Source organism: Actinomycetospora endophytica, from assembly GCF_021026375.1.
Classification (GTDB): domain Bacteria; phylum Actinomycetota; class Actinomycetes; order Mycobacteriales; family Pseudonocardiaceae; genus Actinomycetospora; species Actinomycetospora endophytica.
In genome coordinates, this window is record NZ_JAJNDB010000003.1 from 26,788 (window position 1) to 52,140 (window position 25,353).

The 25,353-nt window shown below is 74.3% G+C and carries 14 protein-coding genes and 1 tRNA gene; 7 read left to right on the forward strand and 8 right to left on the reverse strand.

Translation table 11 applies throughout. The annotated features are described in order from the left end of the window. Positions 1-29 precede the first annotated feature (29 nt). Together cmk and der are read left to right on the forward strand one after the other, a co-directional pair. Positions 30-782, forward strand: a complete 753-nt coding sequence (cmk, locus tag LQ327_RS15490; RefSeq protein ID WP_230736211.1) for a (d)CMP kinase — start codon at positions 30-32, stop codon at positions 780-782. A gap of 41 nt (positions 783-823) precedes the next feature. Further along, positions 824-2,170, forward strand: a complete 1,347-nt coding sequence (gene der, locus LQ327_RS15495; protein ID WP_230736213.1) for a ribosome biogenesis GTPase Der — start codon at positions 824-826, stop codon at positions 2,168-2,170. A gap of 9 nt (positions 2,171-2,179) precedes the next feature. Here the strand turns inward: der and LQ327_RS15500 are convergent, their stop codons facing one another. Both LQ327_RS15500 and LQ327_RS15505 read right to left on the reverse strand, forming a co-directional pair. After that, complete coding sequence (locus tag LQ327_RS15500) at positions 2,180-3,931, reverse strand: FHA domain-containing protein (RefSeq protein WP_230735187.1); 1,752 nt, start codon at positions 3,929-3,931, stop codon at positions 2,180-2,182. 46 nt (positions 3,932-3,977) lie between these two features. Then, positions 3,978-12,392: a beta strand repeat-containing protein gene (locus tag LQ327_RS15505; protein WP_230735190.1), complete on the reverse strand. Its 8,415-nt coding sequence runs from the start codon at positions 12,390-12,392 to the stop codon at positions 3,978-3,980. Here LQ327_RS15505 and LQ327_RS15510 point away from each other — a divergent pair. Beyond that, the gene (locus LQ327_RS15510) at positions 12,361-12,873 is read left to right on the forward strand and encodes a hypothetical protein (protein ID WP_230735191.1); all 513 of its coding nucleotides are present in this window, start codon (positions 12,361-12,363) and stop codon (positions 12,871-12,873) included. The two genes, LQ327_RS15505 and LQ327_RS15510, sit on opposite strands and share 32 nt — an antisense overlap. Before the next feature lie 6 nt (positions 12,874-12,879). Beyond that, positions 12,880-13,374 carry a hypothetical protein gene (locus tag LQ327_RS15515; RefSeq protein ID WP_230735193.1) on the forward strand — a complete coding sequence of 165 codons (495 nt, stop codon included), beginning with the start codon at positions 12,880-12,882 and terminating at the stop codon, positions 13,372-13,374. Here the strand turns inward: LQ327_RS15515 and LQ327_RS15520 are convergent. The 6 genes from LQ327_RS15520 to LQ327_RS15545 all read right to left on the reverse strand — a co-directional run bounded on the left by LQ327_RS15520 (position 13,359) and on the right by LQ327_RS15545 (position 23,435). Beyond that, complete coding sequence (locus LQ327_RS15520) at positions 13,359-14,300, reverse strand: hypothetical protein (RefSeq protein ID WP_230735195.1); 942 nt, start codon at positions 14,298-14,300, stop codon at positions 13,359-13,361. The two genes, LQ327_RS15515 and LQ327_RS15520, sit on opposite strands and share 16 nt — an antisense overlap. 56 nt (positions 14,301-14,356) lie before the next feature. Further along, positions 14,357-16,195, reverse strand: coding sequence for a serine/threonine-protein kinase (locus LQ327_RS15525; RefSeq protein ID WP_230735197.1), 1,839 nt, complete (start codon positions 16,193-16,195; stop codon positions 14,357-14,359). A 123-nt stretch (positions 16,196-16,318) separates the two neighbouring features. Beyond that, complete coding sequence (locus LQ327_RS15530; RefSeq protein WP_230735200.1) at positions 16,319-17,311, reverse strand: HTTM domain-containing protein; 993 nt, start codon at positions 17,309-17,311, stop codon at positions 16,319-16,321. Then, positions 17,308-17,880 carry a hypothetical protein gene (locus LQ327_RS15535; RefSeq protein ID WP_230735202.1) on the reverse strand — a complete coding sequence of 191 codons (573 nt, stop codon included), beginning with the start codon at positions 17,878-17,880 and terminating at the stop codon, positions 17,308-17,310. The genes LQ327_RS15530 and LQ327_RS15535 overlap by 4 nt, the downstream gene beginning before the upstream one ends. A 152-nt stretch (positions 17,881-18,032) precedes the next feature. Beyond that, positions 18,033-20,678, reverse strand: a complete 2,646-nt coding sequence (locus LQ327_RS15540) for a helix-turn-helix transcriptional regulator (RefSeq protein ID WP_230735204.1) — start codon at positions 20,676-20,678, stop codon at positions 18,033-18,035. Positions 20,679-20,810: 132 nt separating this feature from the next. Beyond that, positions 20,811-23,435 (reverse strand): helix-turn-helix transcriptional regulator, encoded by a 2,625-nt coding sequence (locus LQ327_RS15545; RefSeq protein WP_230735206.1) that lies wholly within the window; start codon positions 23,433-23,435, stop codon positions 20,811-20,813. A 172-nt stretch (positions 23,436-23,607) separates the two neighbouring features. Between LQ327_RS15545 and LQ327_RS15550 the strand changes: the two genes are divergently transcribed. The 3 genes from LQ327_RS15550 to LQ327_RS15560 all read left to right on the forward strand — a co-directional run bounded on the left by LQ327_RS15550 (position 23,608) and on the right by LQ327_RS15560 (position 25,335). Beyond that, positions 23,608-24,174: a TIGR03086 family metal-binding protein gene (locus tag LQ327_RS15550; protein ID WP_230735208.1), complete on the forward strand. Its 567-nt coding sequence runs from the start codon at positions 23,608-23,610 to the stop codon at positions 24,172-24,174. Positions 24,175-24,207: 33 nt separating this feature from the next. Next, positions 24,208-24,281 (forward strand) — tRNA-Pro (locus tag LQ327_RS15555). 250 nt (positions 24,282-24,531) lie between these two features. Beyond that, positions 24,532-25,335, forward strand: coding sequence for an alpha/beta fold hydrolase (locus LQ327_RS15560; RefSeq protein WP_230735217.1), 804 nt, complete (start codon positions 24,532-24,534; stop codon positions 25,333-25,335). Positions 25,336-25,353 lie beyond the last annotated feature (18 nt).

Genomic DNA, 25,353 nt, shown 5'->3' on the forward strand with positions numbered 1-25,353 from the left:
CTGGGAGGCGTGCCGTGGACCGGCCGGAGATGGTGCTCCAGGGAGTCGTGGCGGTCGACGGACCCTCCGGCACCGGAAAGTCCACCACGGCACGGGGCCTGGCAATGCGTCTCGGCGCCCGCTACCTCGACACCGGCGCGATGTACCGGGCGGCCACCCTCGCGGTGATGCGGGCCGGGATCACGCTCGACGCCACCCGGACCGACGCCGAGGGGCACGACGACGCGGTCGCCGTCGCCACCACTGCGGATCTCCAGATGTCCACCGATCCCGCGGAGCCGCGGGTGCGGCTCGCCGGTGAGGACGTCGGCGCCGAGATTCGAGGCGCGGACGTCACCCGGAACGTCTCGGCGGTGTCCGCGTTCGCGAAGGTCCGCGAGCACCTGGTGGCGGAGCAGCGGCGCATCGTCGCCGAGACCGTCGCCGACGGCGCCGGGATCGTCGTCGAGGGGCGCGACATCGGCACCGTCGTCGAGCCCGACGCCCCGCTGAAGATCTATCTGGTGGCGTCGGACCACGTCCGCGCCGGCCGCCGCAGCGCCGAGGACACCTCGGCGGGCCGCGCGGCCGACACCAGCACGACGGGCGCCGACCTCGCCCGCCGCGACCGCCTCGACTCGTCGCGCGCCGCCTCACCGCTGCGGGCCGCCGACGACGCCGTCGAGGTGGATACCTCGGTCCTGGACGTCGACGGCGTCCTGGACCGACTCGAGGACCTGGCCGCGGACCGCGGCATGCTCATCCCGGCGCTCGTGCAGTCCGGGATGCCGAACGGAGGATGAACGTGACGCAGGAACTCCCCGCCGAGCTCGGCGCGGAGGCGATGTCCGACGACGACGGACGCCCGGCCCAGCCGGTCCTCGCCGTCGTCGGGCGCCCCAACGTCGGCAAGTCGACGCTGGTCAACCGCATTCTCGGCCGCCGCGAGGCGGTCGTGCAGGACGTGCCGGGCGTGACGCGCGACCGCGTCGCCTACGACGCGCTGTGGAACGGCCGACGGTTCACGCTGCTCGACACCGGCGGCTGGGTCCCGGACGCCAAGGGCATGCAGGCCGCGATCTCCGCCCAGGCCGAGACCGCCATGCGCACCGCCGACGCGATCCTGCTCGTCGTCGACGGCCAGGTCGGCTCGACGACCGTCGACGAGGCCGCCGCCCGCACGCTGCGCCGCTCGGACCGGCCGGTGCTGCTCGCCGCGACGAAGGTCGACGACGAGCGCGGCATGGGCGAGATCCCGGCGCTGTGGCGGCTCGGACTCGGTGAGCCGTACCCGGTGTCGGGCCTGCACGGCCGCGGCTCGGGCGACCTGCTCGACGCGGTGCTCGACGTGCTGCCGGAGTCCCCGCGCGACGACGTCGACCTCGAGGGCGGACCGCGGCGCGTGGCGCTCGTCGGGAAGCCCAACGTCGGCAAGTCGTCGCTGCTCAACCAGCTCACCGGCGAGGACCGGGCGGTCGTCGACTCCACGGCGGGCACGACGACGGACCCGGTCGACTCGTTCGTCGAGATCGACGGCGAGACCTGGCAGCTCGTCGACACCGCCGGCCTGCGCCGCAAGGTCAACCAGGCATCCGGCATGGAGTACTACGCCAGCCTGCGCACCAAGGCCGCGATCGAGGCGGCCGAGGTCACGGTGCTGCTGCTCGACGCGTCGGAGCCGATCGCCGAGCAGGACCTGCGGGTGGCCACGCAGGTCGCCGAGGCCGGCCGCGCGCTGGTGCTCGCGATGAACAAGTGGGACCTCGTCGACGAGGACCGCCGGTACGCGATGAAGCGCGAGCTCGAGCGGGCACTGGTGCGGTTCCCGTGGGTGGAGCGGGTGAACATCTCGGCCCGCACCGGCCGGGCGGTGCAGAAGCTCGCCCCCGCGATGCGCACCGCCCTGGACAACTGGGACCGCCGCGTGCCGACGGGCCAGCTCAACCAGTGGCTCGCCGACGTCGTCGCCGCGACCCCGCCGCCGGTGCGCGGCGGGAAGCAGCCGAAGATCCTCTACGCGACGCAGGCCCAGAACCGGCCGCCGACGTTCGTGCTGTTCACGTCCGGGTTCCTCGAGGCGGGCTACCGGCGCTTCCTGGAGCGCAAGCTGCGCGAGACCTTCCCGCTGACCGGCACCCCGGTGCAGATCAACGTGCGTGTCCGGGAGAAGCGGGTCCGCGGGAAGCGGTAGCCCGCGGGGTCAGGCGGCCTGCGTCGCCGGCTCCGCGGGGGCCTCCTTGCGCCGGCTGCGGCCCTCGCGCCACCGCCGCACCAGGGTGCGGGCGCGCGGGTACCAGACCGGGAAGATCACCACGGCGACGACCGCGACCACCACCAGCGTCAGCCAGGGCTGGGGCACGTTCGCGCGCAGCAGGCCGCCGACGCGGCTGTTCCAGGTCATCACCGACATCGCGAGCATGCCGTAGAGGCAGATCATCGAGGCGACCGCGAAGACGACCAGCCCGATCTGCTTCGCGCCCGGTCGGCGGCGGGACCGCAGGTCGCGCAGGAACCCGCCCGAGAAGTACTCCTTGGCCTCCTCCTTCAGCCGCGGCGTGCGCAGGGCGTCCGCGAGCGCCTGGTACCCGTCCAGCGGGACCAGCGGGATGAGGTTGAACAGCGTGTTGACGTAGAGGCCCGCGGCGAGGGTGTAGCAGATCCCCGCGGCCCGCGGGTCCGGCACGGTGATCGCCGCGACGCTCGCCGCCCCGGCCAGCCCCGTCGTCGTCAGGGGACCGGAGACCGCGACGACGATGCGCGACCAGGACGTGCCGAACCACATGTCGCTGGTGTCCACGAACGCGAACGGCATGCCCATCATCAGCAGGAACCCGCCGCGGTTGACCCGTCGCCCGTAGGACTTCACCGCGAGCGCGTGTGCTCCCTCGTGCAGGGCGGTGGCGACGAGGTAGCCGGCGAAGGTGGCCACGGCGCCGATCCACCCGGCCCCGCCGAAGTCGAACAGCGGACGCTCCGAGCCCGCGCGGACGAAGGCGACCAGCCCGCCGAGGGTGAGGATCCACAGCAGGAACACCGCGATCGGCGTGAACAGCCGCCACCCGACGCGGTGGTAGACGCGCTCCACGAACGGGTCTAAGCCCTTGATCGACAGCTCGACGCGGATGAGGTTCTTGACCAGCGCCCGCCCGAGCCGGCGCCACATCCCGACCTCCTCGACGTCGCCGGGGAGCCCGCGCACGAGGCCGGCGTCGGCGAACGACCGCACCGTCGACTCGATCCGCGGCAGCGCGAGCTCGCCGTACTCCTCGAGATAGGCGAAGAGCAGGTCGCGCATCGAGTTCTCCCCGTCGAGGCGCTCCCAGAGGAAGACGTCGCGCTCGTCGAGGGTCAGGTACTGGTTGGTGCGGGTGCTGCGCAGCACCCACTGCCCCTGGTTCCCGGGCACGTCCTTCAGGGCCCAGCCGCTGCGCCGCCGCGGGCGGGCGTCCAGCGGCTCGGTCGCCGTCGGGGCGTCGTCGGGGCCGGCCGCGGGCGCGACCCCGAGCATCGTGTGCTCGGTCCCGCGCAGCTGGGTGCGGGACCCGATCGCCGCCGAGCGGGGCTGTTCGAAGCGGACGTCGACGTCGCCGACGGCGATCGTCGTGGCGTCGGCGAGCGTCGCGGTCTCGCCGGATCCGAGCTCGCGTTCCCGGCCGCCGAGCGGGGTGACCGCGGTGCCGTTCGACGAGCCCAGGTCCGCTACCGCGAACCCCTCCGCGGTGCGGGTGATGCGGGCGTGGTGGCGGGAGACGCTCGGGTGGTCGACGACGACGTCGTTGTCGGGCTCGCGCCCGATGGTGATCGTCGCGGCCTGCAGCGGGACGCGCTGGTCGCCCCAGGTCAGGATCGGGGCGTCGAACGCGGCGACGCTCGCGCCCTTGCGGAGAGTCCCGCAGCGCAGGCAGTACGGGAAGTCGCGGCGGACGTGGACATGGCAGGCCCGGCACAGCATCGTCAGTTCTCCCGCACGGTCTCGAGGGGGTGGGGCTCGCGGACGGTCACCAGTTCCACGGCAGGATCTTTCCGGCCTCGTCGACGACGTCCTCGGCGACATCGGCGATCGTCCCGATGCCCTTGCCGATCTCGCTGACCCCGTCGCCGATCACGCCGAGCACCTCGCCGCCGACCTTGATGCTCTCGCCGGTGATCCCGCCGACGTTGTGGAGCGCGAACGCGGCCGTGTCACCGAGGAACGAGCCGTCGCGCGCGTCGTCCCCCAGATCGTCGAACCCGCTCTCGATCGCGCCGCCGAGCTTCTCGGAGCCCTCCCCGATGGCGTGGGTGACGCCGCCGACGAGCTTCACCCCGTCGGACGCGAGGTCCACCTGCCACATCCCGGTGAGCGCGTCCGACCCGACCCGCGAGGTGTTGATGGAGGCGTCGACGTCGATGTTGAGACCCACCCCGAGCGTCGCCCCGGCGTCGATGTGGAAGCCGATCTTGCTCAGGGAGAGGTCCGCGCCGGCCTCGAAGTTCGCCCCGATGCCCGCGCTGACCCCCGCGCCGAACGTCCCCTGACCGAGCCCGAGGTCGGCGTTCGCGCTGGCATCGGCCTGGGCGCCCGCGAACGCCTCACCGCCGGCCGTCAGGTCGATGCCGCTCAGGCCGAGCTTGGCGGCCGCCAGGCCTTCCGCATCGACGCCGGCCATCCCCTCCGCGGCGCCTCGCAGGCTCGTGCCCCCGGAGACGATCGCGCCGTGAATCTCGCCGTCGGCCCCGACCCACACCTTGCCCTCGGCCATCGCGGTGATCCCGGACGGCCCGAGCGTGGCGGTCGCCATCGCGCTGATCCCGCCGCCGACCTCGCCCGACATCCCGCCCTCGAACAGCACGCCATCGATCGTCGTGGAGCCCTCGAGCGAGCCGGCGAGCCCGAACGACCCGTCGAACGACGCCGTGTACGTGTGACGGCCGACCGCCCCGCCCAGGAGGTCCAGACCCCCGCCCGCCACGTTGTCGAGGTTGTCGCCGGTCATCAGGGAATCGAGGGCGTCGCTGCCCTTGTCGAAGCCCCTGTCGAGCAGCGCGCCCGGGTCCGAGAGTCCGCCGGCCACCTGCTGCTCGACGTCTCCGGCCTTGTCGAGGGCGCCGTTCACCATGCCCGTGCCCTTGTCGAGGAGGCCGGTACCGGTCTTCTCGAGGCCGGCGACGCCGTTGGACAACGCACCCGACGGGTCGCTCAGGGCCTGCTGCCCCTGGGCCAGCACGCTTCCCGGATCGCCGAGGACCGTGCCGGCGGTGCCGACGGGATCGGCCATGGCCCCGGTGATGGTGTTCCTGGCGTCGCCGATGGCGGTGGTGACCTCGTCGGCGCCGTGGGTGAGGGTGCCGGTGACCTGGTTCTCCGCACCGGTGAGGGCTCCGGTGACCTGGTTCCCGGCACTGGTGAGGGCTCCGGTCGCGGCGGTCCCGCCCGTGCCAGCCAGGTTGGTGGCGGCTCCGGTGCCCGCCGCGACCAGGCCGGCCGGGGTGGCCGGGCTTGCCGTGCCGCTCGGGAGACCGGTGTTGGCCGGGGCGGTCGCGGCGGCCGGGGCAGCTCCAGTGGCCGGAGCAGCTCCAGTGACCGGGGCAGCTGTGGTGGTTGCGGTGGCCGGGGTCGTCGTAGCGACCGCGTGACCCGTCTGCGAGCCCGGCACCGTGATGGTGGTGTCGTACGTCGAGCCGGCCGGGCCGACCACGGACGCGGTGCTCGACGGCACCGTGGGGATCGTGCTGTCCGTGACGGCGGTGGGAACCGCCGTGGTCGCTGCCGTCGCGGCCGCCCGCCCCAGCTGGACGGTCGAGGTGTCCGCGGGGTCGGTGCTGAGACCTTGGCGGACGGTCCCGATGTCACTGTGGTGGTTCTCGGTGGTGACCTTGCCGGTGGCGGCGACGAACCTGACGATCTGGGTGTCGGTGCCGTTGCCGGAGACGGTCTGGTCCTCGTAGTCGCCGTTCTGGTGCTGCCACAGCGTGACGGTCGAGTAGTCGGGATACGTCGTCTGGCTGACCGTCGTTCCGTCGGCCTGATGCTGCAGCACGAAGTGCTGGCCGCTCGAGTCCGCGGTGCCGATCACTTCGCCGTTCGGTGCCGTCGTCGTCCTGGTCCAGCTGTTCTCGCCGGCGACGTGCATCTCGACCGTGTTGCCGCCCGTGAACGGGTCGGTCTCCGTCGAGACGGTGCGCCCGTCCGCGTACACGGTGGTGTGGATCGTCCGGGTGGTGTTGCCCGGGTCCCACTGGCCGATGCCGGTCGCGCTGTAGATCGCGTTCCTGGCGTCGACGGCGGGATCCTGGTGCGGATAGATCGTGGTGACCGTCGTTGCGCTGACGTCGCCGTAGCCCTGGTTCGGGGTGATCACGGTCATCGTCGACGACCCGTCGTCGGCGATGTCCAGCCGCGTGATCGTGCCGGAGGCGTCGTTCGACGTGATCACGGTGTGCTGCCCGGTGAAGTCGTCCTTCTCGGTGGACACCGAGTGGTCCGTGCCGGGGTCCTTGATCGAGATCGTGCGACCGTCCGATGTCGTCACGGTCGCCGAGGTCTTGTCGGCCGAGGAGTGGGTCGAGGTCCAGGTCCCGTCGGGTGCGGTGTCCATCCGGTCGACCGACTTGTCGACGTTGTTCGTCGTGACGATGGAGTGGTTGTCGGTGGAGGCGTCCTGCTCGCTCCACCGCGACGAGCCGTCCCCGTTCACCACCCCGTTGATCGTCCGGTTGCCGCTCGTCGTGATGAGGACGGTGGTCGGGCCGGTGCCACCGTCCGCGTCCGGTGTGGTGACCGTCCTGGTCCAGCTCTGGTCGGCAGCGGTGGCGAGCTCGGTCGACGAGCCGCCGGGGCCCGCGGTGGTGACGACGGTGCTCGTGTCCGCGTTCGTCACGGTGGTCACCGAGTGGTCGGTGTTCGCGTCGGCCACGTGAACCGTCCGGGTGACGGTGCCGTCGGCGGCCTTCGTCGTGGCGTCCACGGTGGCCTTGTCGGCCGAGACCTGCTGGGTGGTGGTACTCCCGTCGGCCGCGGTGTCGACCTGGGTCGCCGAGCCGTCGGGGCTCTTGGTGGTGACGACGGTGTGCGTGGTCTGACCGTCGGAGATGTCCTGCTCGGTGGACACGGAGTGGTCGGTGCCCGGGTCCTGGATGTGGATGGTCCTGGTGGTGGCGCCGTTGCCGTCGACGACCGTGACGTCCGCAGCGGACTTGTCGGCCGCCTGGACGACCTGGCTGTACGAACCGTCGGGTGCGGTGTCCCGCTGGGTGACACTGCCGTCGTGGGCCTGGGTCGTCACCACGCGGTGCTCGGTCGTGCCGTCCACGGCCGTCGTCGTGACGGTGCCGTCGGGCGCCGTCGCCTGGGTGACGCTGGAACCGTCCGCGGTCCCGTTCGCGATCGTCTTCGTGCCGTCCGGACCCAGGGTCACGGACGTGAAGGAGCCGTCGGGGTCGGTGACCGACTCGCTCTGCGTGCCGTCCTTGGCCAGGGACTTGACCTCGACGTGCCCGTCGGTGGTGCGGGTGGTCTCGCTCCCGGTCCCGTCCGCGGCGCGGGTGGTGTCGACGGTGTTGCCCTGGGCATCCGTCACCTGCTGGATCACGGTGCCGTCGGCGTGCCTCTCGGCGGTGAGGACGCTGCCGTCGGACCTGGTGTCGGTGTAGGAGACGGTGCCTTCACCGTCGAGCGACTTCTGGATGGTCTGTCCGCTGGCGGCGTCGTGCCGCATCGCCGACCAGGTCCCGTCGTCGTGCACCGTCTCCGCGGAGCGGGAGCCGTCGGCGGTCTGGACAGCGGTGGTCTTCGCGCCGTCGGCGTGCTGGGTGAGGCTGCCGGTGGAACCGTCGGCCGTCGTGACGGTGCGCGAGAGCGTGCCGTCGGCGGCGACGACGGTCACCGTGGTGCGGCCGGTCGTGGCGCTCTTGGCCAGGGTCTCGACGCTGCCGTCCGTGTGATAGGTGACCTGTGCGGTGGAGCCGTCGGCGGTGGCGGTGGTCTCCACGCGTGACCCGTCCGTCGCGGTGATCACGACGGTGTGGGGCACGGCCGCGGTGGCCGCCGTGGCCGGACCCGCCTCGGTGGCGTGCGTCGTCGCGGCGTCGGTGGGCGCGGTGTGGGTCGTGCCGGCGGTCGCGTCCTCGGCGGTGCCGTGGGGAACGCTGCTCCCGTGGGCAACCCCGGGGTCCGCGTGCTGATCGCCCTGGCCCAGGTGCAGCGCGCCGACGAGGAACTGTGCGACGTCGCCGGCCCACGGGGCGTTCGGCAGCCCCTCCGGACCGGACTTGAGGGCGGTGCTGACGAACTGGGCGACTCCGTTGATCATGGAGTGGTACGCGTCGCCGGCCGGCGCGGTCTTCCCGTTCATCGCGTCGAGAACGGCGCCGCGGAGGTCCTGGGCCCAGTGGTCGAGCCGGCCCTTCTGATGCTGGTGCCGGCCGGGCTCGCCGGCGTGGCCCGACTGGTCCGGGTGGGTCGACCGACCGTCGGCCTCGGCATCGGGGTTCGCGTGCTGATCGTCGGTGCCCCGGGGGTCCGTGGCCTGGGTGGTGGCGCGGGCGTCGGCCGCGTGTTCGGCCGGCTGGGGCGGTGCGATGGTCTGGTGGGCGACCGGGGTGCCGCCGGCGTCGAACGTGAACGCCTCAGAGTGCCCGTCGGGGAACCCGAAGACGCGGGTGTGCGAGCCGTCGGAGTTCGCGATCTCCGTGACGGTGAGTCGGGCGGTCGCCGAGTCACCGGCGGCGTCCGTGGCGGTGGCGACCGCGCCGCCGTCGGCGGTCGCGTTGATCGTCGTGGTGACCGCGGCACTCTCGGCGCCGGTGGTCTTGATCGAGAACAGCTCCTGGCCGGGCGTGCCCTGCATGGTGGAGCTCCAGCCGAACTCCCGAGTGACACCTGCGGCGTCGGTGTCCGCCTCGTGCAGACCCGTGCCGTCCCAGGTGCGCACGATGCTGGAGCCGTCGGTGCCGACGACCGTGGTGTGGCCGGTTCCGGCGTCGGTGCCCGTCCCGACCGAGGTGACCACTTCGGAGCCGTCGGTGTCCTGGTAGGAGTCGACGTTCTGGCCCGACGCGTTCACCACCCGGTGGACCTGCACGGACGTGCCGTCGGCCCGCGTGACGAGCAGGACCTTGCTGCCGTCGGTGTTGGTGGCCAGCACCTTCGTGGCGACGTCACCGCCGTGGGTCGCGCCGATCGGACCGGCGCTCGCGGTCACGGCCGCCGCTGGCGCGAGGACCGGGGCGGCCGTGCCCGCCGTCGTGACGGGAGTGTCGGTGGCGGTGGTCGCGTGCTGTTCACCGCCCGACGTCGAGGCCGCGGAGGACTCGTGACCGGTCGATCCGGTGTCCGTCGTGGCGCCGGCCTGGGCGCCGTCCGTCCCGGTCGCGGCGGGCTGGGTGCCGCCCGGCTCGGTGGGCGACGACGACGACGTCGTCGCGCCGGGGTCGGGCGTTGCCGCGCCGGGGTCGGGCGTCGTCGCGCCCGCGTCGGGCGTCCCGGCGCCCACCTCGGGCGTTCCCGCGGTCGTGGCGACCGGGCCGTCGTCGACCGCCGTCGCCTGCGTCCCCGTCACGGGCGGCTCAGGAGGCGGCAGGGGAGGCAGGTGGGCCTCGTGGGCGACGGCCCGGCCGGCGGCGTCGAACGTGAAGGCGTCGGTGTGGCCGTCGGGGTAGGTGAACACGCGGGTGTGGGTGCCGTCGACGTTGTCGGTCTCGGTGACGTCGAGCCGGACGTGCTCGACCTGACCGTTCGGGCCCTGCATCACCGCCGTCGCCCCGCCGTCGGGTGCGGCCACGACGCTGGTGTAGGTGTCGAAGTCGCCCGCGCGTCCGGAGACGTGGAACAGTTCCTGGCCGGGGGTCCCCTCCATGGGGGACGACCACATCGTCGTCTGCGACACCTGGCCGTTGATCCCGACCTTCTCGATCAACGAGTCGGCCGTCCACTGCGTGAAGGTGGTCGTGCCACCGGGGACGTCGATGCGGGTGGCACCGCCGTCGGCGCTCGTGGCGTCCTTGATCGAGACGCCGTCGGCGCGGGTGTAGAAGATGAAGGGGTCGCCGTTGGCGGCGATGGCGCGTCCACCGTCGAGGGTGGTGCCGTCGCCGAAGGTCAACCGCAGCTTCACCGTGCCGTCGGAATTGTTGCCGAGATACTGCTGGCCGACGATCCCGCCGTGGTAGTCGGCGGTGGCCGGGGTGGTCTCCTGCGGGGCGGGGGTCGCGCCGGGGTCGGTGGCGGGGTGGGCCTCGTGGGCGACGGGTCGGCCGGACGTGTCGAAGGTGAAGGCGTCGGTGCGTCCGTCGGGCTGGGTGAAGACGCGGGTGGTGGTGCCGTCGGGGTTGTCGATCTGCGCGACGTCGAGCCGGACGGTCTGGGTGGCCCCGCCGCCGGGGGCGAAGGTGGTGGCGACGGCGCCACCACCGGGGGTGGCGACGACGCTCGTGTAGGGCCCGTTGGCCTCGGTGACGTGGAACAGCTCCTGGCCGGGGGTGGCCTCCAGGGGCGAGGACCACGCCGTCGAGCTCGTCTCGGCGCCGTCGGACCCGTAGTCGGTCTCGGACAGTGTGGTGCCGGTCCAGGTGGTGTAGCTGCCCGAGTCGCCGGGGTGGGCGATCATCCGGGTGCCGCTGTCGGCGTGGGTGATGTCGACGACGTGGGTGCCGTCGGCCCGGACGAAGTCGTCCGTGGGGTAGCCGTCGGTGTCGAGGGTGCGGGAGACCTCCTGGGTGCTCCCGTCGCCGTAGGTGATCTCGACGGTGGTCGAGCCGTCGTCGTTGGTCGCGATGTCGTGCTGGTCGACGATTCCGCCGCGGTACTCCGCGGTGGCGGGCATGGTCTCCTGCGGGGCGGGCCCGGCGCCGGGGTCGGTCGCGGGGTGGGACTCGTGGGCGACGGGGTTGCCGGCGGTGTCGAAGGTGAAGGCGTCGGTGTGGCCGTCGGGGTAGGTGAAGACTCGGGTGGTGGTGCCGTCCGGGTTGTCGAGCTGGGCGACGTCGAGGCGGACGCTCTGGGCGGCGCCACCGCCCGGGGCGAGGGTGAAGGCGGCGGCTCCGCCGTCCGGGGTCGCGACGATGCTGGTGTAGGGGCCGTCCGGTTCGCTGATGTGGAAGAGCTCCTGGCCCGGGACGGGAGCCAGGGCGGAGTTCCACTGGAGGTCCTGGGTGGTGCCGTCGGGCCGGACCGTGAACTCGTTGAACTCCGTGCCGTTCCAGGAGGACTCGGCACCGCTGCCGTCGGGACCCTGGGCCGAGTGGGTGCCGCCCCCGTCGGCGAGCGTCCCCATGCTGATCTCGGTGCCGTCGGGCTGCGTGTAGGTGGTGACCGACCCGGACGCGTCGGTCGTGCGGTGGGCGTCGACACCGGTGCCGTCGCCGAAGATCAGGTGCACGGTGTCCGACCCGTCGGCGTTGCTGCCGACGAGCTGCTGGCTCACGACGCCCCCGTGGTACGCGGCGGTGGCGTCCGTGGTGGCCTGGGGGACCGGTGCGGCGTCGGGCTCGGTGGCGGGGTGGCCCTCGTGGCCGACGGGATGACCGGCGGAGTCGAAGGTGAAGGCGTCGGTGCGGCCGTCCGGGTAGGTGAAGACCCGGGTGGTGCTCCCGTCGGGGTTGTCGACCTGGGCGACGTCGAGCCGGACCGTCTGCGTCACGCCGTCGGGGTGGACGACGGTGGCCACGGCGCCGCCGTCGGGGGCGGCGACCACGCTGGTGGCGATGCCGTCGGCCCCGGAGGAGTGGAAGAGCTCCTCTCCGGGGGTCCCGGCGCGGGGCGCCGACCAGTCGGTCCGGGAGACGGTGCCGTCGGGGGCGGTCACCTCCTGCGTGAGGCTGGTCCCGGACCACGAGGTGGAGGTGGTCGTGCCGTCCGGGGCGCCGACGGTGGTGTCGCCGCTGGTGAGGCCCTGGGAGTCCTTCACCGTGGTGCCGTCGGCCAGCGTGTACTCGGTGTGGGACGCGCCCCCGCCGTCGTAGTAGTGCATGCCGTCCGCGGTGCTGCCGTCGCCGAAGGTCAGGCGGACGTCGCGCATGTTGTCGCCGGCGTGCTGTCCCAGATCCTGCTGGTCGACGATGCCGCCGTGATACGAGGCGTTGGCGTCCGCCGCGCCGTCGGCGGGGTCCGCGCCGGTGAACTCGATGTTCTGGTCCGGGGCGAGGCCGCTCGTGTCCGCGGGGGCGGTGAGCGCGTGGAAGGACGTGCCGGGCTCGCCGACGACGAGGGTGTCCGACGACGACGTCGTCGTGGCCCGCCCGTCGGGCTGCGCGGTCGCGGCGGCCTGGCCGGGGCCGGGCGTGACACTCGTGGTGCTGTGCTGGGTGTTGCCGAACGAGGCGGACGCCACCGTCGTGCCGGACGCGGCCGGTGCCGCGACGGTGCCGACCGTGGTCGTCGCGCCGGGGACGACGGGGATCGAGGTGACCGGCGCGACGCCGCTGGTCGAGGTCACGGGCCCCGGTGCCCCGGTGATGCCGCCGCTCCCCGAGGAGGTGGGGTGCTCGCCTGTGGTCGGTGCGGTTTGTCCGGAACCGGACGAGTTCGACGGGGTGCCCTCGCCGTGGCCGGTCGACCCGGAGTCCGGGTGGGTGGTGTCGTCCGTGGTGGGGGCGCCGCTGGCGGCGGTGGACGCGCTGGTCGGGGCCGTCGTCGTCCCGGCGCTCTGGTCGGTGGTGGTGTGCGCGGCGCCGGCCTGTCCTGCGCTGCCCTCGGTGGGTGCGGGCTGGCCGGCGCCGTCCGCGGTGGTGGCGCTCGCCGGCGTGGCCGACGCCGCCGGGCCCGTGGTCTGCGACGAGGCGGACGCCTGGGAGGAGCCGTGCTCGGACCCGTTCGCCGGGGCCGCGCTCGTCGTGTGCGCGGCGGAACCGCTCGTGGCGGAGCTGCTCGCGTGGGACCCGGTCGCCTGGGACCCGTTCGCGTGGCTGGTCGAGTGACCGGCGTTGCTCGCCTGGCCGGAGTCGGCCGTCGAGCTGCTGGAGTGCCCGGAGCTGCTGGAGTGCCCGGAGTCGCTCGAGTGTCCCGAGCTGCCGGAGTGCCCGGAGTCTCCGCCGGAACCGGTCGAGTGGCTCGAGCTGCTGCTCGAGTGTCCCGAGCTACTCGAATTGCTGCTGGAGTGCGAGCTGCCGCCCGAATCGCCGCTGTGTCCGGAGTCCCCGCCCGAGTCGTGGCCGCTCGTGTGCAGCTCGCTGCCGAAGAAGAGACCGGAGCGCGACAGGCGCTCCTCGAGGCGACGGGGGCGCCGCGACGAGGTGTCCACCGTCATCGAGGCGAGCTTCGCGACGTCGTCGTCGCTGAGGCCGTACTCCTCGGCCACCGCGTCGGGCGCCGACTGGACGCTGCGCGCGAAGTCGGCGTCGAGCGCCATCCGCGTGATCAACGTGTGCAGCATCGATTCGGTCATCGGAACCCGTTCCCTCGACTACGAGCAGGAGTAGGTGAACCCACCGGCCGACTCCATCGGGGTGGGCTCGAGGACGCGCAGGATCGCCTGGGCCGGGAACCGGCCACGGCCGCTGACGCTCCACTGCAGGTGGACCTGGGTGGTCGTCGCCTTGTCCGGCACCGTCTGGGAGAGCACGGCGGTCGTCTCGCCGTCGCTGCGCTGCCACTGGTAGCGCAGCGTCCCGCCGTGGCCGTCGGTGGCGACGGTGCCGACGACGTCGACGACGGTGTCGCAGGTCCCGGGGGCGAGCGACGCGTCGACGTGCACCGACTGCACCACCATCGGGTCGCCCTGGCGCAGGAACAGGAAGGCGAGGATCGCGGCGAGCAGCCCGACGGTCAGCAGGCCCCCGATCCACGGACGACGCCGCCGTCGGGCCCTGGCCGCGCCGCCGCGTCCCGCGGACCACGACGGCGCCGCGGGATCGCGCACCGGCACCCCAGGACCGAACCGGACCACCTCGTCGTCCTGCGGCGGCCGGGACGACGGCGCCGCCGTGGCGTCACCGTCCCGCTCCTGTCGACGGGCGCCGAGTGAGGTCCCGGCGCCGACCGGCACCGGGTCGTCCCCGGGCGCCGCGCGGCGACGGGCCCCCAGGGCGGTTCCCAGGGTGGCGGGCGCCTCCGTGTCGTCGTCGGCGGTGCGAGGTCGTTCCCCGAGCGAGGTCGGCGCGGAGCCGCCGGCCGTGGTCGTGGGCGCGCGGTGCTGCCGGGCGCCGAGGCGGGTGTCGGCGGTCGGAGCGGCAGCCTCGTCGGGCGAACCGCCGGAGCGTCGTGCTCCCAGCCGGGTCGCCGTCGCGGGAACGGCCGTCCCGGGCTCCGCCGCCGCAGGGGCTGCCGGCTCCTCGGCTGCGGGTGTGCCGGGTTCCTCCCGACGGCGCCGCCCGATCTGGGTCGACCGCTCGTCTGCTGCGTCCACCGAATCCTCCGTCGTGACGTGCTCGATGCCCTGGGCGATCCGCGCCGCGGAGCGCGTCAGGGCGTGGTGGGCGAGTTGCCGGAGCCGCCGTTGACCGTGTTGAAGCCGGAGCTGCCGCCGGTGGTGGGGGAGTTGCCGGAGCCGCCGTTGACCGTGTTGGAGCCGGAGCTGCCGCCGGTGGTGGGGGAGTTGCCGGAGCCGCCGTTGACGGTGCTGGCGCCGGAACTGCCGCCCGTCGTCGAGCCGGTGGTGGAACCCGTCGTCGATCCGGTGGTGGAGCCGGTCGTCGAACCGGTGGTGGAGCCGCCCGTGCTCGAGCCCGTCGTGGAGCTGCCGGTGGTGGAGCCGCCCGTGCTCGAGCCCGTCGTGGAGCCGCCGGTCGTGGAACCACCCGTCGTCGAACCGGTGGTGGAACCCGTCGTCGAGCCCGTCGTCGAGCCCGTGGTGGGACCGGTCGTCGAACCGGAGGCCGGCGGGGCCGGTGGCGGCGGCACGGGCGCCGGCGGCGCGGGAGCAGGCGGCGCGGGAGCGGACTGCGCCGGAGCCGGAGCCGGAGCCGGAGCCGGAGCCGGAGCAGCCGGCGCCGGCGGGAGCGGCGCGGACACCGGTGCTGCGGGGGCCGGGTCGCCGGGGTCGGCGGGCAGCACGATGGCGAAACCGTCGTCGACCTCGCCCCCGCCACCGACCCGGGCAGCCGACCCGGCGGTTCCGTTCCCGGCGCCCCCTGCCACGGCGGGCAGCGCCGCCACGGACCCGCCGGTGGAGTTCGCGACGAGCCCTGGCCCGCCGCCCGACAGCGGTCCGCCGACGAGCGCCGGGCCCGCCGCCGCGGCCGTCGCCGTCGTCGCCCCGCTGCCGCCGAGCGTGGTCACGGCCGCGAACGAGCCCCCGACGACGATCAGCGTCGCCGCCGCGATCCCGAGCCCCACCCGGGCCCGCGGGCTGGAGAAGAAGCCGGCGACGGCCCTGACGCCGGCGCCACCCAGCACCGTCGTGGCCACGGCGGTCCCGCCGACGGCGCCGGCGGCGAGCGGGAACAGCAGGGCCAGCAGCGCCGCGCGCTCGGCGAGCCGCCGCCGTCCGCGCTCCTCCCAGTCCTCGCCGTAGGCCTCCCGCGCCAGCTCGTCGAGCTCGGCGGCGAACAGGAGTGCGTCCGAGGGCCGCTCGGCGGGGTCTTTGGCCAGTCCGCGGCGCACCAGGTCGCGCACCGGCTCGGGCACGGACTCCACCGGGATCGGGGCGTTCTCGTGCTGGCGACGCAGCAGGCCGTCGTCGGGCGCGGTGAACGGCGGCCGGCCGGTCAGGCACTCCACGAACGTCGCGGTCGCGGCGTACACGTCGCTGCGGCGGGTGGCCGTCCCGTCGCCCCACTGCTCGGGGGCCATGTAGGGAGCGGTGCCCGCCGAGGTCATCGCGTCGCCCTGCCGGCCCGCGATGCCGAAGTCGGTCAGGACGGTCTCGCCGTCGCGGGTGACCAGCACGTTCTCGGGCTTGTAGTCGCGGTGCACGACGTCGCGCCCGTGAGCGGCCCCGAGACCGAGCAGCGACCCGCGCAGCACGTGCAGCGCGGGCTCCGGCTCGGTCGGGCCCTGCTCGGCGAGCATCCGGCGCAGGGTCACCCCGTCGACGAGGTCCATGACGATCGCGGCGCCGTCCCGGGCCTGGACGTACTCCCACAGGGAGACGACGTGCGGGTCGTCGATGCTGCCCAGGAGCTCGGCCTCGTACCGGAAGTCGTCGAGGAACTCTCCGGAGGCCCAGAGCTCCTCGGAGAGGTACTTGACGGCCACCGCGGTCCCGGTGGCGTCGTGATGGGCGAGCACCACGACTCCCGTCGCGCCCTGGCCCAGTTCGCGGACATCGGTATATCCGCGCAACGAAAAGCGGCGTGTCACGTCAAACCCCCCGTTACTCGCTTGCGGGGAGATCGTGGGCCTGACGCCGCAGAGCGTCTGCAGTAGTCCACTACTGCTTCACCGGCACGGACCTGGTCCGCGTTGCCGTAGCGATACGTCCGCTCAGGGTCGCCGGTCGAGCACCGGCTCGACGACCGGCTCGACGACCGGCTCGGCGACCGGTTCGGCGACCGGCTCGGGCCCGGCGTCGGCCTCGGCTTCGCGGTGCGGCCAAGTCCGGTCCCGGACGGTCCCGACCAGCCGCGCGGCGGTCTCCGGCGGCACGAACGCGAGGTACACCGCGAGGATCGTGAGCGAGAAGAAGCCGACCATGATGAACAGCGCGATCCCGAGATGGAGGGTGATGCCTGCGCCGAGGACCCACGGGCGCAACGTCCGGTTCCACACGAAGAGCGCGATCGAGAGCTCGACGGCCAGCGTCCCGAAGGTGAGCAGCTCGACGATCGTCGGGGAGCTCGTGATGAACCCCGGGACCGGGGCGCGGTGGATGTCCTCGATCTGCAGGGCGAAGGACACGGCGGTCCCGCTGCGCCACGTCTCCCCGTTGATCTTGCTCCAGACGGTGCCGAGGTAGAGCACGCTGAGCTGGATCTGGATCAGCCGCAGTGCCCAGGGTGCGCGCGCGGGGAACTCCCAGAACCGGTCGCGGTGGGCGCGGTAGCGGTCGAGCGAGAGCGCGGCGCCGGCGGGCGCGAGGGCCAGGTAGAGCACGACGACGCGCAGCAGGACGTCGCCGGCGTTCACCACCATCGGGTCGCGGCGCTCGAACGACAGGATCCCGAGGAACAGCAGGATCGCCGCGAGCCGGGTGTGCAGGCCGACGGTGAGCGCGATCGCGCTGAGCAGGGTGACCACCCAGGCCCCTACGACGACCGCCGACGGTGCCCCGACGGTGAGCAGGCCCCAGATCCCGGGCGCCTCGTCGGGCAGGGCCGGCATGACGCCGTTCGGGCCGTAGAAGGTGAGCAAGGTCGGGAGCTGCGAGGCGGTCCACCCGGTGGCGACGAGCCCCACCGCGATGCGGACCAGCGCGAGAGTGGAGGTCGGCTGTGGCTGGAACCAGAAGCGGTTCCAGGCGGCGACGGCGCGGGTCATCCGATCACCACCGGCCGGGAGAAGAAGGTCTGCTCGTGCCAGGGGCCGCGCACCGTCGGGGTGCCGGGCGGGGCGGAGTCCGACCAGTGCCGCACCAGGCTCACCCGGCTGGGCCGGTGCCCGGCCGCGCGGTCCTGCTGGGCGACCCAGCGCGCGTAGCCCGCCCAGGACCACGAGGCCCCGGGGTCGAGCCACATGTCCTCCTCGAACTTGTGCCACCGGTAGTCGGTGTACTCGCCGAGGAACCGGTCGGTGATGATCGGCCATGTCGTCACCGACCCGTCGGGATGGTCGACGCGGGCCTCGACGTACACCGCGGACCGGCGCGGGTCCGGGGAGAAGATCGCCCAGTTCTGGTCCAGCCCCGTGGCCCGCAGGACCGGGTCCGCGGCGACCGAGAGGTGGGTCCGGATCGTCGAGGCGGGCATGGTCGTCACCCCGACGGCCGCCAGCACGACCAGGATGACGGCGCTGATCATCACGCGGCCCGCCGTCGAGCTCTCGAGCCGCTCCTGCAGATCCGTCGTCGAGCCGCCGAGCCGTGGCCGCCGGCCCGCACCCAGTCGCATCCGACCGCTTCCCTCCGCCGCCGCCCTCCGGCGTGCGCGCGGACTGTGGCTCACGACGCCCCGGCGCGTCGTCAGTAGTCCACTACTGCATCTGCCTGCGTCTGGTCGGCGCCCCGTCCGTGCCCACCGGTCGAGGCGGCGACGGCGGGTGGCTACTGCTTGCGTCCGCCGGCAACGACGACGAGGGCGGCCCGGTCGGAGAGGCCCAGCCGCGCGCACGCCCGGTAGACGTGCGACTCCACGGTGCGCACCGAGACGTGCAGCCGCTCGGCGATCTGACGGTTGGTGAGCCCCTCGCCGGCGAGGACGGCGACCTCGCGCTCGCGGGCGCTCAGCGGTACCGGGGCGCCCGCGTCGCGCAGGGCCGGGGTCCGGGCGTCCTCGCAGGCGACCGCGAGCCGCTGCGCGAGCTCCTCCGCCCGGGCTGCCACGACCGTGCGACTCGCGGCCCGGGCGGTCGTTGCGGACTGGCCGGCGGCGTCGGCCGCCTCGAGACCCAGGCCCGCGTCCTCGAGCTCCTCCGCGACGGCGAGCAGGCGTTCCGGGTCGGGCGCCGCGAGGGCGGCCGCGTGGGCGGCGGCGAGGCGGGCGCGGGCGGTGCCGAGCTGCCGGTCGAGCTCGGCGAGGCGGGTGGCCTGCTCGCGGTCACCGAACCGGACGGCGGTGTGGCGGAGCACGATCTCGAATGCCAGGACCCCGGTCTGCCGGCACCGGGCCGCGGCCCGGCGGCAGGTCTCGATCGCGGTGCGCTGGTTCCCCGAGGCTGCGGCCGTCCACGCGCGGGCGAGCTCCAGCTCGACGTCGAGCAGCGGGATGCGCGGGTGACGGCGCGCCTCGGCGTCGTCGAGTGCCACCCGTGCGGCCCGCGCGTCGCCGAGCATCCCGTGGCACTGGGTCACCATCGCCGCCAGCCACGACCCGTATCCGCCGCCCGCCCCGGGGAAGGTGGGCAGCGCCCCGGCGAACGCGCGCAGCGCGGCCCGGACCCGCCCGGCACTGCGCGCCATCCGGCCCTCGTAGAGCGCGACGAGGACCGCGGCCTGCGGGCCGGTCAGGCCGTGGACCCAGGTGAGCCGGTCGCGGGCGAGGTCGGCGCGGCCGCGCAGGTCGGCGTCGACGATCTGCGAGTACCCGATGTTCGACTGCATCGCGACGGTCTCCGGGTTGCGCCGGGCCGCCTCGATACCGCGGTCGACCACCGACCCCTCCACCGCGCCCCGCCCGGAGAAGGCCCGCGCCATGCACAGCGCCCACGTCGCGAGGACCAGCGCCTGGTCGGAGCCGGTCCCCTCGACGAGGACCCGCTCGCCGCGCTCGATGGCCTCGTCGACCCGTTCCCGGCAGATCGCGATCGCCGCGCGCATGCCGTCGAACTCACGGAGCTCCGGGGGCGTCGAATCCTCCGGCGCCGAGCCCTGCGGTGTCGAAGTCGTCGGTGCGGCGCGGCGCTCGGCCTCGGCGAGCACCTCGCTGCCGTCGCCGCCGACCTGCGCCCCGAAGTGGACCAGCATCGTCCGGACCGTCACTGCCCGGGCGTACTCGGTCGGGGTGCTCGCCGCCGCGACGGCCTCGGCGAGCATCGCGTCGGCCTCGTCGTCGCGCATGAGGTACACGAGCAGGTGGGAGAGGCCCGCGCGTGCCTCGAAGCCGCCGCCGGCGCCGACCGCCGCCCGCAAGAGCCGCTCGGCGAGGGTGAAGTCCCCCAGCCCGGAGGCCTGCATCGCCGCGGTGAGCAGCACCGACGGGTCGAGGGGGCGGTCACTGCCGAGGTCGAGCACGGCGCGCCGCAGCCCGTCCCCGACCCGCCTACCGCCCGTCCTCGCCAGCGCCGCGGACAGCTCGCTGCGCAGCCGGCGCGCCCGCGGCACGCTCGTCCGGGCCCGCACCGACTCGCCGTAGAGCGGGTGCCCGAGGCGGACCTCCCACCGCCCGCCGTCGGGCTCGACGCTCACCAGACCCCGTTGCGAGACCTCCTCGACGGCGGCCGCCCCGGCCAGCTCCTCGATCATCCCGAGCCCCAGCGGCTCGGAGACCGACAGCAGCTCCAGCACCCGCCGCTGCTCGCCGGTGAGCGTGCCGATCCGGCTCGCGACGAGGTCGTCCAGCGCGGGGGACAGGGTCACGGCGCCGTGCCACGCCCAGCTCCCGTCCTCGAGATGCAGCCGCCCGGCGGCGCGCTCGCCGTCGACCAGGTGCCGCAGCCAGAGCACGTTGCCCCGCGCGGTGTCGTGCAGCCGCGCCGCGGTGCCGGCCTCGAGGTCGGTGCCGAGCACCGCGGCGAGGACCGCGTCGGTCTGTTCCTGGTCGAACGGCGCGAGCTCGAGGCGGGCCGCGGACCCGTCCTTCCACAGCGCGGTCACCGCGTCCGGGGCCGGATCCCCGGTGCGTACCGTGAGCACCAGCCGGGCCTGTTTCCCGGTCGCGAGCTGGTGGACGACGGTGGCCGACACGGCGTCGAGCCGGTGGGCGTCGTCGACGACGAGCAGGCGGTCACCCTCCGGACTCCCGAGGGCCGCGACGGCCTCGCGCACGTGGGCGAGGTCCGGCGACGCCCTGCCGGGATCGACACCGGGGACGACGTCCGCGAAGGCGCCCAGCGGGATCTCCTGCGCCGACGCGGTGGCCCGGACGACGCCGATCATCTGCTCCGGGTCCTCCCGGGCCGTGATCTCCCGGGCCAGGCGGCTCTTGCCCACCCCGGCGGGACCACCGATGACGACGGTGCCCTGCTCGTCGAGGGCAGCGAGCGCGGCGGTCAGCTCGCCGTCGCGTGCGGTGAAAGGCCACGCCTCCGCCATGAACCGCGCTCCTCCGTCCGGGTCCGTCCGGAGGAGTGTCCGCCATTCGGGGAATCGATGGTGAAGCGCCCGTGAGGTCGTCACGCCACGTTCCGAAGCCGGACCGGTCCGGCGCGGAGCGTGACGAAGCGGTCAGCGCGACGGTCCGGTTCCGGACGACCCTCGTCCGGTGGCCGCGACCGCGACCAGGGCCGACCGGTCGGGGAGCCCGAGGCGCGTGCAGGCGCGGTACACGTGCGACTCGACGGTGCGGACCGAGACGTGCAGCCGGGCGGCGATCTGGCGGTTGGTGAGCCCCTCGCCCGCGAGCACCGCGACCTCGCGCTCCCGGGCGCTGAGCGGGATCGGGGCGCCCGCGGCCTGCAGGGCGGGCGTCGTCGCGTCCTCGCACGGCGCCGCGAGCGCCCTCGCCCGTTCCTCGGCCCGGGCCGCGACGACGAGCCGCTGGGCGCTCCGGGCGGTGGTGGCGGCCTGTCCGGCGGCGTCGGCGGCCTCGAGGTTCATGCCCGCGTCGTGGAGCTGCTCGGCCACCGCGAGCAGGCGTTCCGCGTCGGAGCGGGCGAGCGCGGCGGCGTGGGCGGCCGCGAGCCGGGACCGCGGCGTGGCGAGGAGCCGGTCGAGCTCGGCCAGGCGCCCGGCCTGCTCCCGGTCGCCGAAGCGCACACTCGTCTGGCGCAGCACCACCTCGGCCGCGTGGATGCCCCTGCCGCGGCACCGTTCCGCGCCGGCCCGGGTGCGCTCGATTCCTTCCCGGGTGCTGCCGGCGGCGACCGCGGCCCACGCCTGCGCGAGATCGTTCTCGAACCCGATGATCGGGATGTGCGGGTGTCGGCGCCGCTCGGCCTCCTCGACCCAGGTGCGCGCCGCGGCCGCGTCGCCGAGCGTGCCGTAGGACTGCGCGATCATCGCCGACGCCCACGCGCCCCAGCCGCCGCCGTGACCGGGAAAGGCGGGCAGGGCGGACTCGAGGGCACCGATCGCGGTGCGCGGCCGCCCCGCGCTGAGCGCCATCCGGCCCTCGTAGAGCGCGACGAACGGCGGCGCCTGCGGGCCGCCGAGGCCGCGGACCCACTCGAGGCGGTGCCGGGCCGTCTCCCGGTGCCCGCCGAGGTCGGCGTCGACGATCTCCATGTACCCGACGTTGCAGGCGACGGCGGCGGTCTCCGGGTTGTGCGCGGCCGTCTCGATGCCGCGCTCGATCGTCGCCGCCAGGTCCCGGGCGCCGCCGGTCAGCGAGCGCACGTGCCCGACGACGAAGGCCGCGAGCGCCTGCTGCTGCATCGGGCGGGTGTCGTCGGCGAGGACGGCCCCGGCGAGCTCGATCGACTCGTGCACGCGCCCGGAGACCCCGAGGAACATGGCCCGCAGCGGATCGAAGGCGGGATTGCGGCTCCCGCCGTGGTGCTCGGCCTCCTCCGCGGCGAGCAGCTCCTCGCCCGAGCGCGGCGGGTCGGCCTGGAAGTGCCAGGCGAGCCCCCGCAGGATGACCGCCTGCTCGCGCTCGCCGGGGGTGGCGGCGACGTCCGCGGTCTCCTCGAGGACGGCGTCCGCCTCCTCGCCGCGCATCTCGTAGTCCAGCAGGTGCGCCAGGCCGAGCCGGGCCGGGAACCCGCCGCCCGCGGCGATCGCGGCCCGCAGCAGTCGCTCCGCCAGCCGGAAGTCGCGCAGGCCCGAGGCCTGGACGGAGGCGGCGACCAGCTCGTCGGGATCGTGCGGCCGGTCGCTGCCGAGGTCGAGCACGGCGCGCCGCAGCCCGTCCCCGGCGCGGCGGCCGCCGGTCCTCGCGAGGGCGTCGGACAGCTCGCTGCGCAGCCGGCGCGCGCGGGGCACGCTCGTCCGGGCCCGGACCGACTCGCCGTAGAGCGGGTGGCCGAGGCGGACCTCCCAGCGCTCGCCGTCGGGCTCGACGCTCACCAGGCCCCGCTGCGAGACCTCCTCGACGGCGGCCGCGCCGGCCAGCCGCTCGAGCATCCCGAGGCCGAGCGGCTCGGAGACCGAGAGCAGCTCCAGGACGCGCCGCTCGTCATCGGTGAGCGTGCCGATCCGGGTCGCGACGAGGTCGTCGAGGGCGGGGGAGAGGGCGACGGTCCCCTCCCAGATCCAGCTGCCGCCGTCCTGCCGGAGGCGTCCGGCGGCGCGCTCGCCGTCGACGAGGTGGTGCAGCCAGAGCACGTTGCCCCGCGCGGTGTCGTGGAGCCGCCGCGCGGTGCCCGCCTCGAGGTGGGTGTCGAGCACGCTGGCGAGGACGGCGTGGGTCTGGTGCTCCTCGAACGGGGCGAGGTCGAGGCGGGCCGCGGTGCCGTCCTTCCACAGCGCTGTCACCGCGTCCGGGGCGGGCTCGCCGCTGCGGACGGTGAGCACCAGCCGGGCCTGCCGGCCGGCCGCGATCTGGTGGACGACGGTGGCCGAGGCCGGGTCGAGCAGGTGGGCGTCGTCGACGACGAGCAGCCGATCGGCCTCACCCCCGGCGAGGGCGGCCACCGCGTCGCGCACGTGGGACAGGTCGACGGACGTCGTCGCCGGGTCGAGGTCGGGCAGGACGTCCAGCAGGGCCCCGAGCGGGATCTCCTGCGCCGAGGCGGTCGCTCGCACGACGCCGAGCACGGCCCCGTGGTCGCGGGCCGCGAGTTCCCGCGCGAGCCTGCTCTTCCCCACCCCCGCGGGACCCCCGAGCACGACGGTGCCGTGCTCGCCGAGCGCCTTCTCGGCCGCCGCGAGGTCGTCGTCACGTGCCGCGAAGGGCCAGGCCTCCGCCACGACACCCACCTCCTCCGTGATCCCCTCACGACCGGCGCCCGAGTGTCCACCATTCGTGCTAGCCGTGGTGACGTCCGTGTGAAGCAACCGGGTCGGGCCTCCGTCCGGTGATCGTGCGCGAGAACCGGGAGACTGATCCCCGGAGATGTGTCCCGCACCACAGGAGGACCGGATGCACGACTTCCACCCCGCGTCGGCGGCCACCGCCCGCGTCGTCGCGCTGGTGACCGACGAGCACCTCGACCTGCCGACCCCCTGCGAGGCCTGGGCGGTGCGTGACCTGCTCGAGCACATCGTCGGGTTCACGGCCCACTTCGCGGCCATCGGGCGCCAGGAGGAGTTGAAGGAGGAACCGCCGGCCTCCGGGCTCCCGGACGGCTGGCGCACGATGGTGGCCGACGCGCTGGAGGACCTGACGATCGCCTGGCGCACCCCGGGAGCCTGGGACGGGCAGGACACGGCCGGGGGGACGACGATGCCGCGGGCGGCCCTGGGGGTCGTCGCGCTCGACGAGCTCATCCTCCACGGCTGGGACCTCGCGACGGCGATCACGGTGCCGTTCGCCGCCTCCGCGGACGACGTGCAGATCTGCCTGCCGTTCGTCGAGCAGTTCTCCGGGATGCAGGGCGGACCCTTCGGCGCACCCCTCGCGGGAGCCCAGGAGGCCGCCGGACTGAACCGCTTGCTGCTGCTCTCCGGGCGCGACCCGGCGATCGGGCCGGACGGCGGCGTGGGGTAGTGTTCGGAGCGCTGCAGCGGTCGGGCAGCGGTTCGGGACGTGGCGCAGCTTGGTAGCGCACTTGACTGGGGGTCAAGGGGTCGCAGGTTCAAATCCTGTCGTCCCGACACACACGACAAGCCCCGTTGACACAGGTCAGCGGGGCTTTCGTCTGTCCGCACCACGATCATTCGTGATCACACCGCCCGGAGTACGGGGCCACTGTGGGACCCGCGCAGGTAGTTGGTCAGCAGCCCGCCCGCACCGAGGACGGCGTCGTGGTCCGGGTGCAGGTACCGCTGGGGGGTCGTGAGAGAGCCGTGTCCGGCGATCTTGCGGAGGGGATGGACCGGGACTCCGGCGGGTAAGCGAAGGATCATGACCGACGCAACGTTGAATCACGTCCGCCGGGGAACCGGTCCGCCGCTCCTGCTCGTTCACGGCCTCGGAGGGTCATGGCGGTCGTGGGACACCGTCATCGACGACCTCGCCGCGCACCGAGAGGTCATCGCTGTGGACCTGCCCGGCTTCGGCGCTACGCCGCCGCTCGCGGGTGAGGTGTCGATCGCGACGCTGACCGACGCGCTGCAGACCTTCATGCAGGACCAGGGTCTGGCCGAGGCCGACACCGTCGGAAGCTCGATGGGCGCCCGCATCGTGCTCGAACTGGCGCGTCGCGGGACCGGGGGCGACACCGTCGCGCTCGACCCCGGCGGGTTCTGGACCCCCGCCGAGCGCCGGGTGTTCAGCGCGTCGCTGCGGGCGTCGATGGCGCTGGTGCGGCGGATCGCGCCCGCGCTGCCGACCCTGTTGGGCAATCCTGTCGGTCGGACGGCGTTGCTCGCCCAGTTCTCCGCGCGGCCGTGGGCGTTGCGACCTGAGGTCCCGCTCGAGGAGCTGCGTCGGTTCCTGGCCTCGCCGTCGTTCGACGCCGCCCTCGACGCTCTGACCGACGGCCCGACCCAGGACGGCGCCCCGCAGGGCACCGTGCCCGGTCGGGTCACGATCGGCTGGGGCCGCCGGGACGGGGTGACGCTGCCCCGTCAGGCCGCGCGTGCTCAACGGGCGTTTCCCGACGCCACCCTGCGCTGGTTCGACGCCTGCGGGCACTTCCCCCAGTGGGACGCCCCGACCGAGACCGTGGCACTGATCCTCGCCTCGACCGGGGCCCGAGTCGGCTGAGCGCACGCGGCCGACCCA

Excerpts from the sequence above, each read along its gene's own strand:
- LQ327_RS15500 (WP_230735187.1), bottom strand. The coding sequence starts at position 3,931 with ATGCTGTGCCGGGCCTGCCATGTCCACGTCCGCCGCGACTTCCCGTAC.
- LQ327_RS15530 (WP_230735200.1), bottom strand. The coding sequence starts at position 17,311 with ATGACCCGCGCCGTCGCCGCCTGGAACCGCTTCTGGTTCCAGCCACAG.
- cmk (WP_230736211.1), top strand. The coding sequence starts at position 30 with ATGGTGCTCCAGGGAGTCGTGGCGGTCGACGGACCCTCCGGCACCGGA.
- der (WP_230736213.1), top strand. The coding sequence starts at position 824 with ATGTCCGACGACGACGGACGCCCGGCCCAGCCGGTCCTCGCCGTCGTC.
- LQ327_RS15560 (WP_230735217.1), top strand. The coding sequence starts at position 24,532 with ATGACCGACGCAACGTTGAATCACGTCCGCCGGGGAACCGGTCCGCCG.
- LQ327_RS15540 (WP_230735204.1), bottom strand. The coding sequence starts at position 20,678 with ATGGCGGAGGCGTGGCCTTTCACCGCACGCGACGGCGAGCTGACCGCC.
- LQ327_RS15535 (WP_230735202.1), bottom strand. The coding sequence starts at position 17,880 with ATGCGACTGGGTGCGGGCCGGCGGCCACGGCTCGGCGGCTCGACGACG.
- LQ327_RS15550 (WP_230735208.1), top strand. The coding sequence starts at position 23,608 with ATGCACGACTTCCACCCCGCGTCGGCGGCCACCGCCCGCGTCGTCGCG.